The following is a 13,386-nucleotide window of genomic DNA, read 5'->3' as shown; positions in this document are numbered from 1 at the left end:
CTGAGCATGCTGCCCACTGGCAGACGAGCGCCCCCGTCGTGACTGACGGGGGCGTTCCTTGACCGCCGGCCGCCAAGGATGGCTACGGCCCGGCGAGAACCGCTCTACGGCAGGTTCCGCGCCATCACGATCCGCTGGACCTGGTTCGTGCCCTCGTAGATCTGGGTGATCTTCGCGTCCCGCATCATCCGCTCCACCGGGTAGTCCCGCGTGTACCCGTACCCGCCCAGCAGTTGGACCGCGTCCGTCGTGATCTCCATCGCCGCGTCCGAGGCGAAGCACTTCGCCGCGGCGCCGAAGAAGGTCAGGTCGCCGTCCAGACGCTCGGACTTGGCCGCTGCCGCGTAGGTGAGCTGGCGGGCCGCTTCGAGCTTCATGGCCATGTCCGCGAGCATGAACTGGATGCCCTGGAAGTCACCGATCGGCTTGCCGAACTGCTTGCGCTCCTGGACGTAGCCCTTGGCGTAGTCGAGGGCGCCCTGGGCGATCCCGAGGGCCTGGGCCGCGATCGTGATGCGGGTGTGGTCCAGGGTCTTCATCGCCGTGGCGAAGCCGGTGCCCTCCTCGCCGATCATGCGGTCGGCGGGGATACGGACGTTGTCGAGGTAGACCTCGCGCGTCGGGGAGCCCTTGATGCCGAGCTTCTTCTCGGGGGCGCCGAAGGAGACGCCCTCGTCCGACTTCTCGACGACGAACGCGCTGATGCCCTTGGAGCGCTTCGTGGGGTCGGTGACGGCCATGACCGTGTAGTACTCGGAGACGCCCGCGTTGGTGATCCAGCGCTTCACGCCGTTGAGGACCCAGAAGTCGCCGTCGCGGACGGCCCTGGTCTTCATGCCCGCCGCGTCGGAGCCCGCGTCCGGCTCGCTGAGGCAGTACGAGAACATGCCCTCGCCCTGCGCGAGCTTGGTCAGGTACTTCCGCTTGAGGTCCTCGGAGCCCGAGAGCATCACGGGGAGCGAGCCCAGCTTGTTCACGGCCGGGATGAGGGAGGAGGACGCGCAGACGCGGGCCACCTCCTCGATGACGACGACCGTGGCGAGCGCGTCGGCGCCCGCGCCGCCGTACTCCTCCGGTACGTGCACCGCGTGCAGGTCGGCGGCGCTCAGCGCGTCCAGCGCCTCCTGCGGGAAGCGGGCCTCCTCGTCGACCGCAGCCGCGAAGGGCGCGATCTTCGCCTCGGCCAGGGAGCGGACCGAGTCGCGGAGCATGTCGTGCTCTTCGGCCGGGCGGTACAGGTCGAATTCGGGCGAACCTGCCAAGGTCACTCACTCCCCAGATGCTAACTACCGTTAAGTAACCCGATTTTAGGGGCTGGCCGCCCCCAGGGATACGTGAGCTTGGCGACAGGGGGAAAGCCCGTCATCGGACAGCCCGACTATGCTCGGGCGCGCACCCGATCCCGTACGCCCCCTGGAGCATCTTCATGGCCCTGAAAATCACCGTGATCGGTACCGGATACCTCGGTGCCACGCACGCCGCGGCCATGGCTGAGCTGGGGTTCGAGGTGCTCGGGCTGGATGTGGTGCCCGAGAAGATCGAGATGCTGTCGCAGGGGCGGGTCCCCATGTACGAGCCCGGTCTCGAGGAACTGCTGCGGCGGCACGTCGCGGGGATCGAGGGATCGACCGGCCGGCTGCGGTTCACCACCTCGCCGGAAGAGGCCGGAAAGTTCGGCGATGTGCACTTCGTGTGCGTCAACACTCCGCAGAAGCACGGGGAGTACGCGTGCGACATGTCGTACGTCGACACCGCGTTCGCCCAGCTCGCACCGCATCTGAACCGGGCCGCGCTGGTCGTCGGGAAGTCGACCGTGCCGGTCGGCAGCGCGGCCAGGCTGGCGGGGCTGCTCCAGGAGCTGGCTCCGGCCGGGGCCGCGGTGGAGCTGGCGTGGAACCCGGAGTTCCTGCGCGAGGGCTTCGCCGTCCAGGACACCCTGCACCCCGACCGGATCGTCGTCGGTGTGGAGAGCGAGCGGGCCGAGAAGCTGCTGCGTGAGGTGTACGCGGGACCGGTGGGCGAGGGTTCGCCGTTCGTGGTGACCGACTTCCCCACCGCCGAGCTGGTGAAGACCGCGGCGAACTCCTTCCTCGCCACGAAGATCTCCTTCATCAACGCGATGGCCGAGGTCTGCGAGGCCGCCGACGGCGACGTCGCGAAGCTCGCGGAAGCACTCGGGCACGACGAGCGGATCGGGAAGAAGTTCCTGCGGGCCGGGATCGGGTTCGGCGGCGGGTGCCTGCCCAAGGACATCCGGGCCTTCATGGCCCGCGCCGGCGAGCTGGGCGCCGATCAGGCGCTGACCTTCCTGCGCGAGGTCGACTCGATCAACATGCGGCGCCGCGGGCACATGGTGGAGCTGGCCCGTGAGGCCGTGGGCGGCGGTTCGTTCCTGGGCAAGCGGGTCGCGGTGCTCGGCGCGACCTTCAAGCCGGACTCGGACGACGTACGGGATTCGCCCGCGCTCAATGTCGCCGGGCAGATCCACCTCCAGGGCGGCCAGGTCACGGTCTACGACCCCAAGGGCATGGACAACGCCCGGCGGCTCTTCCCGACGCTCGGTTACGCGGAGACCGCGCTGGACGCGGTGCGGGGTGCGGATGTCGTCCTGCACCTGACGGAGTGGCGCGAGTTCCGCGAGCTGGACCCGGCGGAGCTGGGGGCGGTGGCCTCGGAGCGGATACTGCTGGACGGGCGCAACGCGCTGGACCCGGTGGCGTGGCGGGAGGCCGGGTGGGTCTACCGGGCGATGGGACGGCCCCGGGCGTAGTCCCCGGGTACGCATTCCTGGTGCGGGCCCGGCGCCGGCCCCTCAGGTGCCGGGCGGATCCGATGCCGTGCGGCCCGCTTTCCGGGCCCGGTACGCGCGCATCTTCGCCCGGCTGCCGCACGCCGCCATCGTGCACCAGCGACCGCGGCCCGCCGGGCTGCGGTCGTAGTACGCCCACTGGCAGTCCTCCGCCTCACAGGCCTTGAGGCGCTGCCAGGTGCCCTCGGTGACCGCTGTCGCGACGGCCGCCGCGACACGGGAGGTGAGCGCGGACGGGTCCTTCGGGGCCAGCGCGGCCACGCCCTCCTTGTCGACCGTGACCACCAGCGGGGCGTCCGACAGCAGCCGGGCCAGGGTCTCCCGCTGCGCTGTCGGCATGTCCTGGCCCGCGTGCGCCCGGCAGGCCGCGCGCAGCGCCTCGCGCAGCTCGGCCGCTTCGGCCAGTGCGCCGCCGCCGAGTGAGAACTCCTCGGCCAGCCGGTCGTCGCCGGTGTCGAGGCTCACCGTGTTCACCAGCGCCTCCACGAGCGCGAGCCCGCCCGGGGCGGTTGCCCTCTCATTCACCCTTGCGACGTTACCTTCCATGCGGCAGCATGAGGTAACGGTTACCGGATGAGCCCTGCAAGCGGTAACCAGCGGCCTCGAACTAGGGAGAACCCATGACCGTAGCCAAGCTGCGCAGTGTCGTCCTGGACTGTCCGGACGTGCACGCGCTCGCCGCGTTCTACGCCGCCGTCATCGGTGGCACGCCCGTGGCCGAGGACGGCGAAGAGGTGCGGTGGGTGGTCCTCGAAGGGCACGAGGGCACGCGTCTCGCGTTCCAGGAGGCGCCCGGATTCGTACCCCCGTCGTGGCCGTCCGCCGACGGCTCTCAACAGTTCCATCTGGACTTCTCCGTCACCGACATCGACGCGGCGGAGGAACAGGTCCTGGCACTGGGCGCGAAGCTGCTGGACGCGCCGGACGCGACGGACCCGTCGTGCAACTGGCGGGTGTACGCGGACCCGGCGGGGCACCCGTTCTGCCTCTGCTTCGACTGAGCCCGCGCACCGTACGGGGTCACGTCGCGGCCAGCGCCTCCGTCGGGGTCAGCCGGGCGGCGCGGACCGAGGGGTAGACGCCCGCCGCCATCCCGATCAGCACCGCGCCCACCGTGCCGCCGACGAGCGCGGTGGGCGGGACGACCGCGGGCCAGCCCTGGTACAGGGCGTAGGCGAGCGTCGCCAGCACGCCGATGAGGGTGCCCGCGATGCCGCCGAGCACCGACAGCGCGACCGACTCCGTCAGGAACTGCACGCGGATCTGCCCGCGGCCCGCGCCGAGTGCCCGGCGCAGGCCGATCTCCCTGCGGCGTTCCAGGACCGAGATGTACATGGTGTTGGCGACCCCGATCCCGCCGACCAGCAGGGCGACCCCCGCGAGGCCCAGGAAGAGCGCGGAGAACGTCGTCTCGGTGGCGCGTTTCGCCGTCAGCGCGTCCGAGGGGCGGCTGACCCTGACCATGCCGGGCAGTTCGGGGTACAGGGACGCGGGCAGCACCGCGGCGACGTCCTCGACGGCGTCCTCGCGGGCCTTCACGTAGATCACCGTGGGGTGGCCGTCGAAGCCCAGCTCGGTACGGGCCGCCTGCCATCCGACGAGTACGGAGCGGTCGAGATCGGGCGCGAGCGGCAGCTCGTCGAGGACGCCGATGACCGTGAACCACCGGTCGTCGATGACGATCTGCGGTGCCTCCGCGCCCGGTACCAGCCGGGGGATGCCGAGGCGGGACGCCGCCCGGTAGCCGAGTACGACGGTGGGGAACCGCTCGGTCGACGCGTTCAGGAACCGGCCGGAACGGATCTTCCCGTTGACCGCGGGCAGCAGGTCGGACTTGGCGGCCAGCACGGTCAGTCCCGAGCCGTCCTGCGGATCCGTACGGTCCGAACGCCGCACGAGCGCATGGGTGTTGGCGACGCTGCTGGCCACGGTGACCGGACCGATGCGGGCGGCCGACTCGTCCGCGTTCTCGGGCAGCAGCACCGGCGGGCTCTGGTTCGGCTGCGGTTCGGCGCGCAGTGTGTTGGTGCCCAGCGCGGACAGTTGGGCGTTCAGGTCCCGCTGGCTGGAGGCCGGGATGCCCGTCACCAGGATCAGGGTGGCGATGCCGATGGAGATGCCGAGCGCGGAGAGCGCCGCGCGCATGCGGCGGGTACGGATCCCGAGCAGCCCGAGCCGCAGCACGTCGGAGGGCGCCAGCCGCACCGGCTTCGTACGGTCGGAGCCGGGCGCGGAATCGGGTGCAGGATCGGAATCAAAGGCGGGCGCGGCGGATGTCATACGTACCCTCCGGAACCGGTGTCGGCCGTGACGCGGCCGTCGCGGATCTCGACGCGGCGCGGCAGCCGGGCGGCGATGTCCCGGTCGTGGGTGATGACGGCGATGGTGGTGCCCTCACTGTTCAGCTGGATCAGAAGGTCGAGTACGGCCCGGCCGTTGGCGGTGTCCAGGGCGCCGGTCGGTTCGTCGGCGAGGACCAGTGCGGGCTCGTTGACCAGCGCCCTGGCGATGGCGACGCGCTGGCGCTCGCCGCCGGAGAGCTGGTGCGGGAGGTGCCGCACCCGGGAGGCGAGGCCCACCCGGGCCAGCGCCGCGCGGGCCAGTGGCTGGCGCTTGCGGCGCGGCACCCCGGCGTACAGCAGGCCGGTGGCGACGTTCTCCTCGGCGCTGAGCCCGTCGGTGAGGTGGCACTGCTGGAACACGAAGCCGAGCCAGCGCCCGCGCAGCGCCGAGAGCCGCCGGTCGGACAGCTCCGCCGCGTCCACGCCGCCGAACTCCACCGAGCCGCTGGTCGGGAGGTCGAGCGTGCCCATGATGTTGAGCAGGGTGGACTTGCCGGAGCCCGACGGGCCCACGATGGCGAGCAGTTCGCCCCGGCCGACGGAGAGCGAGACGTCGTCCAGTGCGGTGACTCCGCCGGGGTACGCCTTGCTCGCCCGGTGGACGGCCAGCACCGGCGGCGGGCCCGCGGGGCCCGTAGCCGTGGCACCGGAAGCACCGGCCGCCGGGTCGGCCGCGGTCCTGGGGGCACCGGCCGCCGGGCCGGCCGCGGGGGGCGCCGTCATGAGGTGGTCACCACCCGGTCGCCCTCGCTGATGCCCGGCCCGGAGATCTCGACCATGCCCTTCGCGAAGAGCCCGGTCTGCACGGCCCGCAGCTTCCCCTCGGGGCTCTGGAGCGCGTAGCCGCCCTCGCTCAGCGCGAGCAGCGATCCGACCGGCACCACCAGGACGTGCTTCCTGGTCCCGGTGGTGAACTGCACCTGTACGGAGGCGGAGTCCAGCTTCTTCACGGTGCCGGGGTCCGTCGGCACGATGGTGATCCCGAGCGTCGGCGGGGCCTGCTCGCCCGACCCGTCGTCGTCCGCGCCGCCCTGCACGGTCTGTCCCACCGCGGTGACCTTGCCGGGGACCGTCTTGGTGCTGGGCAGGGTGATGGTCACCCGGTCGCCCTTGCGGACCGGTTCGGCGTCCGCCGCGTCCATCTTCACCGAGACGACCTTGGCGACCGGGGTGACGGTCAGCAGTTCGCCGGCCGCCGCCTCGTCGCCGAGCTGCGCCTTGACCGCGCTGACCCGTACCTCCCCCGGCAGTACGGCGACCTGCCCGATCCCCAGGGTTCCGGTGGCCTGCTGCCCGGTGTCGCGCTGCCACCGCTTGAGGGCGGCGGCGAGGGCGGGGGTGAGTTCGGCGCCGTCCGCGTGCTGCCGCACCGGGCCCGTGTCGTACCCGAGCGCCTGGAGGTTCTCCGCGAGCACCGTGACGTCACGGCCGGTGACGCCCGGCTTCGCCAGCTCGCGGAAGACCGGGGTGTCCCCGAAGAAGACCATGACCGGCCGGTCGTCCACCCAGTACAGCGGCTTGCCACGGGCCACCGTCGTACCCGGCTCCGGCAGGCGGGTGACAAGCCCCTTGCCCGCTCCTTTGACCGGGGAGCCACCACCGAAGCCCAGCGTCCCGGTCACCGAGCGGCTGTCCGACAGGTCCGTCCGTACGATCGCGACCGTGCGGGCGGACGGGGCCGCCGCGGGCTTCGGGTCCGAGGCGTGGCCGTGCGCGGAGAGCGCCATCGCTCCGGCCCCGGCGCCCGCGACGAGGACGGCCACCGCCGCGGTGAGGGCGATGCGCCGGCCCGTACGGCGGCGGGGCGCGTGGGCGGCGGCGTTATCCCTTGCCACCGAAGGCCTCCGTCATGCAGTCGCGGTCGGCCTTGGTCTGCTCGGCGTCCGAGAGGGTCTCGCCGCTGCTGTCGTCGTACCGCCAGGACAGACCGTCGGGGCTGACGCTGGTGTCGGGCACCATGTGGATCCTCATGCCGCGCTTCTGGAGGCACTTCACATACGCGCGGTAGTCGTCGGCGAAGTGCGCGTTGGTCTCCGGCCTCGTCTCCGGCGGCCGGAGCGGCAGCTTGATCTCGCAGGCGTCGTAGGCCGCTTGATGCGCCTTCGTGGGGTCAGGATTCTGGAGCGGCGCCGCCTGCTTGGCGCCCGCGAGAGCCGCGCGCTTGGTGTTCATCGGGACACCGTGGGCCTGGAGACAGGCGTTGTAGGTGTCATCGAGGCGCTGCGCCTCCTCGGGCGAGGTGTCGAGGCGCAGTTGGGGGCGGCCCGCGGTGCTGTCCTTCGGCGTGGTGTTGCCCTTGCCGTGCGCGGCGGAGCCGGACGTCGATGCGCCGTCGGCCAGCGAGTCGACGCCCTTCTCACTCTTCTCCCCCTTCACCTCGCTGATGCCGCTGCTGCATGCGCTGAGCGCGCCCAGGGAGATCAGGGCGGCGGCGCAGAGGGCTGCGGCACGGGCCACCGGGGTACTGCGGACTGTCTGGTTCGGCATGGCCCCGACGATTTCCTGAAGATGTCAGAAAGCTGTCAGGAAGCCGTGGCGCGGTGATGGTCCCGGGGCTCGCGGGCGCCCGTACCCGGACGGACGTTCCTAGACTCACCGTCATGTGTGCGCATGTGGTGGTGGCCGAGGACGACGAGAAGCAGGCCGAGCTGGTCCGTCGCTATCTGGAGCGCGAGGGGCACCGTGTGGTGGTCGTGCACGACGGACGGGCGGCGCTGGAGGCGGTCCGCGGGGTCACGCCCGACCTGCTCGTGCTGGACGTGATGATGCCGAGGACCGACGGTCTGGACGTGTGCCGGATCCTGCGCGCCGAGCCGGAGTTCGCCGCGCTCCCGGTCCTGATGCTGACCGCCAGGTCGACCGAGGACGATCTGCTGCTCGGCCTGGATCTGGGCGCCGACGACTACATGTCCAAACCGTTCAGCCCGCGCGAACTGATGGCCCGGATCCGTTCGTTGCTGCGGCGCGGCGGTCACGGGCAGCGGGCCGCCGCCGATCCCGTAATGACGGTCGGCGCGCTCACCGTGGATCCGGGCCGCCACGAGGTGTGGGCGCACGGGCGGCGGATCGACTGCACCCCGGGCGAGTTCCGGCTGCTCGAAGTGCTGGCCTCGCGACCCGGCCAGGTCTTCACCCGCGCGCAGATCCTCGATCATCTGCACGGCTTCGACCGGTACATCACCTCGCGGACCGTGGATGTGCACATCATGAATCTGCGCCGGAAGATCGAGCGCGATCCGCGCAGGGCCGACTGTCTGGTGACGGTGTACGGGGTCGGCTACAAGCTCGCTGACAGCGGCCCGCGGGCGCCTCAGGAATCACCGGAGCCTCAGAAACCTCAGGAGCCTCAGAAACCGCAGGAGCCTCAGGAGCCGCACCGTGCCCGGTGAGGTGCCGCTGCGGCGCAGTCTGCTGCTGCGGCTGCTCGCCGTGTCCGCGCTGGTCGGCGTCTGCTCGGTGGCGGCGACCGCCTGGCTGGTGATCCGCACCACCGCCGTCGCGATCCAGCAGGAGCAGGGCCAGGCGCTCGCCGACGACGCCCGGGTCTACGACGCGCTGCTCGGGTACGCGGCGAGCCACCCCGACTGGGACTCGGTGGCCGGTACGGTCGCCTCGCTGGCCCGGCTGACCGGCCACCGCATCGTGCTGACCACCCGGGACCATGCTCCGGTCGGCGACTCCGCCCCCGATCCCGGCCGCCCGTACGAGCCACCCGCCAAGCCCACGGCGGTCATCGACCCACTGGCGGTCGACCCGGAGCTGCTGCCCGGCTCGGCCCCCGACCGCATCGATCCACGGGCCGTGGGGCCCTTCCGGCTCCCGCCGGGGGAACGGGCCCGGCTGCGTACCGCCGCCGAGCGTTCCGCGGCCTGTCTGCGCACCACGCTGCACATCGACGCGCAGGTCGTCGAGGGGCCGAGCGGGCGCCCACGTACGGACTCCGCGAACGGCCCGCTCACGCCCGGTGTCCGGTGCGCCGCCGAGGAGTTGGCCGGGCCCACCCCCACCGAGGCCGAGGCGCTCGCCGCGCTCAACAGGCTGGTCGACACCTGCCTCGCGCGCGGCCGGGCGCCGGGGGTGCGGCTCGCGCTGGACGGCAGCTGGACGCCGCGCGACCCGCGCGCGACGACCGATCCCTCGCTCGTCACCTCGTGCGTCGACCGGAGCCGCACCGAACAGCTCACCCCCTATGTCGCCCCCGCCGCCCTGCTGTACGTCAGCAGTCCGGGCCGCAGCGCGACGACCTTCTTCGACCTGTCGGCGGGCAACCGGGCCCGGATCGCCGGGGGCGCCGCGCTGGTCCTGCTGGTGACCTTCGCGGTCACCACCCTGGCCGGGGTACGGCTGGTCAGGCCGTTGCGGGCGCTGACGGACGCGGCGCAGCGGATGGAGCGCGGGGACGCCTCGGCCCGGGTACGGGTGACCGGCGGCGACGAGATCGGACGGCTCGCGCTGGCCTTCAACTCCATGTCCCGGCGGCGTGAGCAGCTGGAGGCGGCCCGCACGGCGATGGTCAGCGATGTCGCCCACGAGCTGCGGACTCCGCTGAGCAACATCCGCGGCTGGCTGGAGGCCGCGCAGGACGAGGTGGTCCCGCACGACGACGTGCTGCTCGCCTCGCTCCACGAGGAGGCGCTGCTGCTCCAGCACCTCATCGACGATCTGCGGGACCTGTCGGCGGCGGACGCGGGCGAGTTGCGGATCCGTACGGAACGGACCGAGGTGGCCGAACTGCTGGCCCAGACGGCCGCCGCCCACCGGGGCGGGGCGGACGGCGCCGGGGTGTCGCTCGTGGTGTCGGCGCCCGACGGCCTGGAGCTGGAGGCCGACCCCGTACGGCTGCGCCAGGCGGTCGGCAACCTGCTCACCAACGCCGTCCGGCACACCCCGCCCGGCGGCTCGGTCACCCTCCGGTCCCGGCGGGAGGGCGACGTGGTGCTCATCGAGGTGGCCGACACGGGTACCGGTATCGGGCCCGGTGAACTGCCGCAGGTCTTCGACCGGTTCTGGCGGGCGGAGAAGTCACGCAGCCGTCGGACGGGCGGAAGCGGTCTGGGGCTGTCGATCGTACGGAAGCTCGCCGAGGCGCACGGCGGGTCGGTCACCGCGGAGAGCACGGTGGGGGCCGGGTCGGTGTTCACGCTGCGGTTCCCGGCGGACGCGGGGGTGCCGACCGGCCGACCCCGACCGCCGACCGGGGGTGACCCGGCCGGCGGTTGAGGGCTGAGGGCTGAGGGGCCGTGGACCGTACGGTCAGCCGTCCAGCTCGGTCAGCGTCGCGTTCGACGGGGCGCGCCTCGACTGCAGGTCGCGGGCCACGTCCTCGGCCGCCCGCAGCACCCGTACCGCGTTCTGCCAGGTCAGCTTCGCCAGGTCCGTCTTCGACCAGCCGCGCCCGATCAGCTCACCGATCAGGTTCGGGTAGCCCGCCACGTCCTCCAGGCCCGCCGGGGTGAAGGCCGTGCCGTCGTAGTCGCCGCCGATGCCGATGTGGTCGACGCCCGCGACCTCACGCATGTGGTCGAGGTGGTCGGCGACCGTCGAGGGGGTGGCCACCGGGCGGGGGTGCGCCTCCTCGAAGGCGCGCTGGACCTTCATGCCCGCGGGCGTGGTGTTCAGGTGGTGCAGACCGTGGGTGCGCATGTTCTCGTCCGCGCGGGCGGTCCACTCGACCGCCTCCGGGAGGATGAACTTCGGTACGAAGGTGGCCATCGCGATGCCGCCGTTGGCCGGGAGCTGCGCCAGCACGTCGTCCGGGATGTTGCGCGGGTGGTCGCAGACCGCGCGGGCCGAGGAGTGCGAGAAGATCACCGGCGCGGTGGAGGTCGCCAGCGCGTCGCGCATCGTCGAGGCCGCCACGTGCGAGAGGTCCACCAGCATGCCGGTGCGGTTCATCTCGCGTACGACCTCGTGGCCGAAGGCGGTCAGCCCGTGGGCCTTCACGACATCGGTCGCCGAGTCGGCCCAGGCGATGTTGTCGTTGTGGGTCAGCGTCATGTACCGCACGCCCAGGGCGTGCAGGGCGCGCAGCGTGCCCAGCGAGTTGTTGATGGAGTGGCCGCCCTCGGCGCCCATCAGCGAGGCGATGCGGCCCTGGCTCCTGGCCGACTCCATGGCGTCGGCGGTCAGCGCGCGGACCAGGTCGCCGGGGTAGCGGTCGAGCAACTGGGCGACCACGTCGATCTGTTCCAGCGTCGCGCTGACCGCTTCGTCGCCCGTCAGGTCTGTACGGACGTAGACCGACCAGAACTGCGCGCCGACGCCGCCCTTGCGCAGCCGGTGCAGGTCGGTGTGGAGGTGGCCCGTCTGGTCGCGGGCGATGTCCATCCGGTCGAGGTCGTAGCGGACGTTCTCGCGCAGCGCCCACGGCAGGTCGTTGTGACCGTCGACGACCGGGTACTCGGCGAGCAGATCAAGCGCTTCGGTGAGGTGATTGCTCATCAGGAGCCTCTCGTCTCTACTTTTCCGGATCCGAACGTTCTACTTCCCGAATCCGAAGGAGCCCGCGCCCTGGACCTTGGCCCGCAGCCGCTTGCCCTTCTCGGTCGCCTGGTCGTTCAGTTCCTGCTGGAACTCCTGCATCTTCACGAGGAGTTGGGGGTCGGACGCGGCCAGGATGCGGACCGCGAGCAGCCCGGCGTTGCGGGCGCCGCCCACCGAGACCGTCGCGACCGGGACACCGGCCGGCATCTGGACGATGGAGAGCAGGGAGTCCATGCCGTCGAGGTACTTCAGCGGTACAGGGACGCCGATCACCGGCAGCGGGGTGACCGAGGCGAGCATGCCCGGCAGATGGGCCGCGCCCCCGGCGCCCGCGACGACCGCCTTGAGGCCCCGCCCGGCCGCCTGCTCGCCGTACGTGATCATCTCGCGGGGCATCCGGTGCGCCGACACGACGTCGACCTCGTACGGAACGCCGAACTCCTCCAGGACGGTGGCCGCCGCCTCCATGACCGGCCAGTCGGAGTCCGAACCCATGACGATGCCTACTACAGGAGAGGTCATTCGGTGATCGTCCCTCGCAGATATCCGGCGGCATGACGGGCGCGCTCCAGCACCTCGTCGAGATCGTCGCCGTAGGTGTTGACGTGGCCGACCTTGCGCCCCGGCTTCACGTCCTTGCCGTACATGTGGATCTTGAGCTGCGGGTCGCGGGCCATGCAGTGCAGGTACGCCTGGTACATGTCCGGGTAGTCGCCGCCGAGGACGTTGCCCATGACCGTCCACCGGGCGCGCGGGCGCGGGTCACCGAGCGGCAGGTCCAGGACGGCCCGGACGTGGTTGGCGAACTGCGAGGTGATCGCGCCGTCCTGGGTCCAGTGGCCGGAGTTGTGCGGGCGCATCGCGAGTTCGTTGACGAGGATGCCGGGTTTGCCGTCCGGTCCCCGGGTCTCGAACAGCTCGACCGCCAGATGGCCGGTCACTCCGAGCTCGGCGGCGATCCGCAGGGCGAGCTGCTGCGCTTCGCCCGCGAGGTCCTCGTCGAGGCCGGGCGCGGGGGCGATCACGGTGTCGCAGACGCCGTCGACCTGCTGGGACTCCACGACCGGGTACGCCACGGCCTGGCCGTGCGGGGAGCGGACGACGTTGGCCGCGAGCTCCCGTACGAAGTCGACCTTCTCCTCGGCCAGCACCGGGACGCCCGCCTTGAAGGGCGCCTCGGCGTCCTCGCGGGAGCGTACGAACCAGACGCCCTTGCCGTCGTAGCCGCCGCGCACGGTCTTGAGGATGACCGGGAGGCCGCCCACCTCGTCCGCGAAGGCCATCGCGTCGGACGGGTCCGAGACGATCCGGTGGCGGGGGCAGGGCGCGCCGATCTCGGTGAGCTTCTCGCGCATCACCCCCTTGTCCTGGGCGTGCACCAGCGCCTCGGGGCCCGGCCGGACGGGGATGCCGTCCGCCTCCAGGGCCCGCAGGTGCTCGGTCGGCACGTGCTCGTGATCAAAAGTGATCACGTCGCAGCCGCGCGCGAAGGCGCGCAGCGTGGCCAGGTCGCGGTAGTCGCCTACGACGACTTCGCTCACCACCTGGGCCGCCGAGTCCTGGGGGGTGTCACTGAGCAGCTTGAATCTGATACCGAGGGGGATGCCCGCCTCGTGGGTCATACGGGCGAGCTGACCGCCACCGACCATGCCGACTACGGGGAACGTCACGTATCCCAGGGTATCCGCAGGCCGGCCGAGGGCTCGCCACCCGTACCCGGTCCGCGAGAGGCACCCGAAGGGGGAACTGGTT

Annotated in this window: 13 protein-coding genes; 4 read left to right on the top strand and 9 right to left on the bottom strand. The window is 71.8% G+C overall.

What is annotated here, in order from left to right:
• Positions 1-104 precede the first annotated feature (104 nt).
• On the bottom strand, positions 105-1,262 hold the full coding sequence (locus NBY69_RS18835) for an acyl-CoA dehydrogenase family protein (RefSeq protein ID WP_250302176.1): 1,158 nt from the start codon (positions 1,260-1,262) through the stop codon (positions 105-107).
• A gap of 164 nt (positions 1,263-1,426) precedes the next feature.
• On the opposite strand from NBY69_RS18835, the gene NBY69_RS18830 reads away from it, so the two are divergent.
• A complete protein-coding gene (locus NBY69_RS18830; protein ID WP_250302175.1) occupies positions 1,427-2,770 on the top strand; it encodes a UDP-glucose/GDP-mannose dehydrogenase family protein in 1,344 nt (447 codons plus the stop codon).
• A 42-nt stretch (positions 2,771-2,812) separates the two neighbouring features.
• Here the strand turns inward: NBY69_RS18830 and NBY69_RS18825 are convergent, their stop codons facing one another.
• Complete coding sequence (locus NBY69_RS18825) at positions 2,813-3,334, bottom strand: CGNR zinc finger domain-containing protein (protein WP_250302174.1); 522 nt, start codon at positions 3,332-3,334, stop codon at positions 2,813-2,815.
• 95 nt (positions 3,335-3,429) lie between these two features.
• On the opposite strand from NBY69_RS18825, the gene NBY69_RS18820 reads away from it, so the two are divergent.
• On the top strand, positions 3,430-3,810 hold the full coding sequence (locus NBY69_RS18820; RefSeq protein ID WP_250302173.1) for a VOC family protein: 381 nt from the start codon (positions 3,430-3,432) through the stop codon (positions 3,808-3,810).
• 19 nt (positions 3,811-3,829) lie between these two features.
• On the opposite strand, the gene NBY69_RS18815 is transcribed toward NBY69_RS18820, so the two are convergent.
• Genes NBY69_RS18815 through NBY69_RS18800 form a run of 4 tightly spaced genes read right to left on the bottom strand, consistent with a single transcriptional unit; the run spans position 3,830 to position 7,638 of the window.
• On the bottom strand, positions 3,830-5,089 hold the full coding sequence (locus NBY69_RS18815; protein ID WP_250302172.1) for an ABC transporter permease: 1,260 nt from the start codon (positions 5,087-5,089) through the stop codon (positions 3,830-3,832).
• The gene (locus tag NBY69_RS18810; protein ID WP_250302171.1) at positions 5,086-5,874 is read right to left on the bottom strand and encodes an ABC transporter ATP-binding protein; all 789 of its coding nucleotides are present in this window, start codon (positions 5,872-5,874) and stop codon (positions 5,086-5,088) included. The genes NBY69_RS18815 and NBY69_RS18810 overlap by 4 nt, the downstream gene beginning before the upstream one ends.
• A complete protein-coding gene (locus tag NBY69_RS18805; protein WP_250302170.1) occupies positions 5,871-6,986 on the bottom strand; it encodes a peptidoglycan-binding protein in 1,116 nt (371 codons plus the stop codon). The genes NBY69_RS18810 and NBY69_RS18805 overlap by 4 nt, the downstream gene beginning before the upstream one ends.
• Positions 6,973-7,638 carry a hypothetical protein gene (locus NBY69_RS18800; RefSeq protein ID WP_250302169.1) on the bottom strand — a complete coding sequence of 222 codons (666 nt, stop codon included), beginning with the start codon at positions 7,636-7,638 and terminating at the stop codon, positions 6,973-6,975. The genes NBY69_RS18805 and NBY69_RS18800 overlap by 14 nt, the downstream gene beginning before the upstream one ends.
• Before the next feature lie 113 nt (positions 7,639-7,751).
• Between NBY69_RS18800 and NBY69_RS18795 the strand changes: the two genes are divergently transcribed.
• Together NBY69_RS18795 and NBY69_RS18790 are read left to right on the top strand one after the other, a co-directional pair.
• On the top strand, positions 7,752-8,540 hold the full coding sequence (locus NBY69_RS18795; protein WP_250302168.1) for a response regulator transcription factor: 789 nt from the start codon (positions 7,752-7,754) through the stop codon (positions 8,538-8,540).
• Entirely contained in the window at positions 8,530-10,371 is a 1,842-nt protein-coding gene (locus tag NBY69_RS18790; protein ID WP_250302167.1) for a cell wall metabolism sensor histidine kinase WalK, read from the top strand. The genes NBY69_RS18795 and NBY69_RS18790 overlap by 11 nt, the downstream gene beginning before the upstream one ends.
• A gap of 33 nt (positions 10,372-10,404) precedes the next feature.
• On the opposite strand, the gene NBY69_RS18785 is transcribed toward NBY69_RS18790, so the two are convergent.
• From NBY69_RS18785 to NBY69_RS18775, 3 genes are read right to left on the bottom strand one after another with little or no spacing between them, the layout of a single operon-like run.
• Positions 10,405-11,592 (bottom strand): dipeptidase, encoded by a 1,188-nt coding sequence (locus NBY69_RS18785; RefSeq protein ID WP_250302166.1) that lies wholly within the window; start codon positions 11,590-11,592, stop codon positions 10,405-10,407.
• A gap of 39 nt (positions 11,593-11,631) precedes the next feature.
• Positions 11,632-12,156 carry a 5-(carboxyamino)imidazole ribonucleotide mutase gene (gene purE / locus NBY69_RS18780; RefSeq protein ID WP_250302165.1) on the bottom strand — a complete coding sequence of 175 codons (525 nt, stop codon included), beginning with the start codon at positions 12,154-12,156 and terminating at the stop codon, positions 11,632-11,634.
• Positions 12,153-13,304, bottom strand: a complete 1,152-nt coding sequence (locus NBY69_RS18775) for a 5-(carboxyamino)imidazole ribonucleotide synthase (protein WP_250302164.1) — start codon at positions 13,302-13,304, stop codon at positions 12,153-12,155. The genes purE and NBY69_RS18775 overlap by 4 nt, the downstream gene beginning before the upstream one ends.
• Between the last annotated feature and the right edge of the window lie 82 nt (positions 13,305-13,386).

The sequence above is a fragment of the Streptomyces sp. A 4/2 genome (genome assembly GCF_940670765.1).
Lineage (GTDB): Bacteria > Actinomycetota > Actinomycetes > Streptomycetales > Streptomycetaceae > Streptomyces.
Note: the sequence above shows the minus strand (reverse complement) of the source record. Positions and strands in the feature narration are given on the sequence as shown.